Origin of the sequence: uncultured Mucilaginibacter sp. (assembly GCF_903913935.1) — a bacterium.
Taxonomy (GTDB): domain Bacteria; phylum Bacteroidota; class Bacteroidia; order Sphingobacteriales; family Sphingobacteriaceae; genus Mucilaginibacter.
The window spans coordinates 1-3,376 of sequence record NZ_CAIWNH010000494.1 but is presented as its reverse complement, the minus strand read 5'-3'; the positions used below and the strand labels follow the sequence as shown (position 1 = coordinate 3,376).

Sequence of the window (3,376 nt, the reverse complement as noted above, 5' to 3'; positions counted from 1 at the left end):
CTAAAAAGCGATGGTAAAGGGGCTGTAATACTGCCGCACGGGGTTTTATTTCGCGGCGGTTCGGAGGGCGAGATACGGAAGAACCTTGTGAAGAAAGGATATAACAAAGGCATCATCGGTTTGCCTGCGAATTTATTTTATGGCACTACTATACCTGCTTGCATTGTTGTGATTGACAAGGAAAATGCCCATTTGCGCAAAGGTATTTTCATAATTGATGCCAGCAAAGGCTTTGTAAAGGATGGTAATAAGAACCGATTGCGCGAGCAGGATATACACAAAATTGTGGATGTATTTACCAAGCACGAAAACATAGCAGGTTACAGCCGCTTGGTTTCATTTGACGAAATAGGTAATGAGAAGAATGAATACAGCCTGAATATACCGCGCTATATTGATAACCAAGAGCAGGAAGACATACAAGATATTGAGGCGCACCTGCTGGGCGGCATACCTAACGCCGATATTGATGCCCTTCACGAATACTGGAAAGTTTATCCCAGCCTTCGCAAATTGCTTTTTGCTAAATCTGAAAGGGCTAATTATAGCGTATTAAAAGTGGATAAGGATGCGGTTAAGCAAACCATCTTTAACCATCCTGAATTTACCGCCTTTAGTGTGGATATGGATAAAGTATTTGCTGAGTGGCGCAAACGCACTACCGATAAGTTAACGCACCAAAAAATAGGCTTTAAGCCCAAGCACCTGATACAGGAAATTGCAGAAGATTTGCTGCTGGCATATAGCAACCGCAGCTTGGTTGACAAATACGATGTTTACCAGCACCTGATGGCCTATTGGAGCGAAACCATGCAGGACGATGTCTATGTTATCTCGGATGATGGTTGGAAAGCAGGGCGCGAAGTGTATCGAATCTCCAAATCAACTAAAGATAAAGCGGGTACAACCAAAAAGAAGGATGTGGACGGTTTGGAGGGTATTGAAAGCAAGCTGATAAAGCCATACCTGGTGGTTGATAAATATTTTACGGCAGAAAAACAATCCATTGAAGCACTGGAAACCGAAAGGGATACCATAGCTGCCCAACTGGAGGAAATGGAAGAAGAACATGGTGCTGAAGATGGCTTGATGGTTGATGCTAAAAATGATAAAGACAAAATTACAGCAGCCAGTATAAAAGATCGGCTAAAAAAGATAAAAGGCAGCCTATTCGATAAAGATGAACGTGAATTATTGGAAGCCTATCTTAAATTAACAGATGCACAGTCCGAACTAAACAAAACGATCAAAGAACAGAAGAAAGAGTTGGAAACTTTGGTTTGGGATAAATACCCGCAGCTAAGCGATGCCGAGATAAAAACCTTGGTTGTTGATGATAAATGGATACAGGTAATGGATGATGCTATCCATACCGAAATGCAAAGGATTAGCCAGCGGCTCACCCAGCGTATTAATGAATTGGCAGATCGGTATGAAACGCCGCTACCGTTGCAATTGAATGAAGTACAAGCACTGGAAGAAAAAGTTAATGCTCACCTTGCTAAAATGGGTTTTTTATGGAACTGATGGAAGGGTATAAACAAACTGAAGTTGGTATTATACCTGCAATTTGGGACATCAAACCATTGGTTGAGTGTTGCAAAAAAATCACAGATGGAACGCATGACACCCCAAAAAAAGTTGAGATAGGCGTCCCATTCATAACCGCAATTCATGTAAAAGAAAATAATATTGATTTTGATAGTTGTTATTTTCTTCCAGAAGAGGTGCATAGAGTAATTTTCAATAGGTGTAACCCAGAAAAAGGTGATGTACTAATGGTTAACATTGGCGCTGGCGTCGCAACAACGGCCCTAGTTAGCGTTGATTATGAATTTAGTTTAAAGAATGTTGCTTTAATAAAACCGGACACCTCAAAGTTGATTGGCAAATATTTAAATTATTGGCAAATATTTTCAAAAACAAAGATAGTTGATTCAATATCTTCAGGTGGCGCACAGCCATTTTTATCATTGAACCAAATTGGGGGATTGATAATAGCTTTGCCCGCCATAGCCGAACAAACAGCCATAGCCACAGCCCTTAATGATGCCGATGCACTAATTACCAGCCTGGAAAGACTTATTGAAAAAAAGCGGGCAATTAAGCGGGGTGCAATGCAGCAGTTGCTGAAACCTAAAGAGGGTTGGGATGTCAAGAAGTTAGGTGAGATTGCTGAAATTGTTGGGGGCGGTACACCAAGTACTTTTATTCCGCATTATTGGAATGGTACAATTAACTGGTTCACACCAACCGAAATAGGTGCAGAAAAATACTCTTTTGAGAGTAAACGAAAAATAACAAAAGATGGAAAGTTAAGTTGCTCAGCAAAGATTTTGCCGATTGGTACAATACTTTTAACTACACGCGCCGGAATAGGTGATGCAAGTATTTTAATGCAAGAGGGCTGCACAAACCAAGGTTTCCAATCGTTAATTGCGAAAGAGGGCTATCATAACGAATATCTCTACTATCTTATCTTAACACTTAAAAGTGTTTTACTGCAAAATGCAAGTGGCAGTACTTTTTTAGAAATAAGCCCCAATAAAATCAAACAAATTGATGTTTCCGTTCCAAATTATGAAGTGCAAACTACCATTGCAACGGTTCTTAGTGATATAGATTTAGAAATAACCACATTAGAAAAAAAGCTCACTAAATGCAAAATGCTTAAGCAGGGTATGATGCAGGAACTACTAACCGGTAAAATAAGAATAATTTAACTTAAACCTAAACATAAAAATGGCAAAACTTATAGAAGTCGAAGAAAGAGACATTAATTACATATTCGGAAAAAGCAAACCATACAGTCTGGATGTTTACCAACGGGATTATCGATGGAATGACAACGAAAAGGACTATAAAATAGTAACGCAGTTGCTGGTTGATATCGAATTGCGGTTTGAAAATAACCTAAAATTTAACAAGCGAGATCAAACAGAAGAACTTCCCAAAATACTAAAAGATGTTGAAGAAAATTTTAAAGCCTATTTTCTAAATACGGTTATGCTCAATGAGCAGCAAGGGAACATTTATATAGTAGATGGCCAACAAAGGTTAACAACGATATTGCTTATACTCATTAAACTATATCATATAGGAATAGCTAACAATACTGGCGGTTTAAACATAGAAAAGTTAATCGGCACCAAAATTTACGAAGAAGATTTAGCCAGTGTAAAACATTTCAAGATTTCTAACGAAGATCGAAATTCGATTATCAAAAAAATATTTGACTCAACCTCCATTAGCAAAGACGATATAGTCAACATAACACAGTCTAACTTAAAAGAAAATTATTTTGTAATCTCTAAATACTTTGACAAATACTTTTTTGATAAAGAAGGTGCTTTTAAAGCTGTTAAGTTTAACTACT

Annotated in this window: 3 protein-coding genes; all 3 read left to right on the top strand. The window is 38.1% G+C overall.

Features of this window, described 5'->3' with window-relative positions:
* Positions 1-1,527, top strand: a 1,527-nt coding sequence (locus QZY09_RS20030; RefSeq protein ID WP_295675323.1) for an N-6 DNA methylase, incomplete at its 5' end; no start/stop codon positions are given.
* Positions 1,518-2,723 (top strand): restriction endonuclease subunit S, encoded by a 1,206-nt coding sequence (locus QZY09_RS20025; RefSeq protein WP_295675321.1) that lies wholly within the window; start codon positions 1,518-1,520, stop codon positions 2,721-2,723. The genes QZY09_RS20030 and QZY09_RS20025, both read left to right, overlap by 10 nt.
* A gap of 19 nt (positions 2,724-2,742) precedes the next feature.
* Positions 2,743-3,376 (top strand): DUF262 domain-containing protein (locus QZY09_RS20020; protein WP_295675319.1); only part of this gene is annotated, 634 nt, incomplete at its 3' end.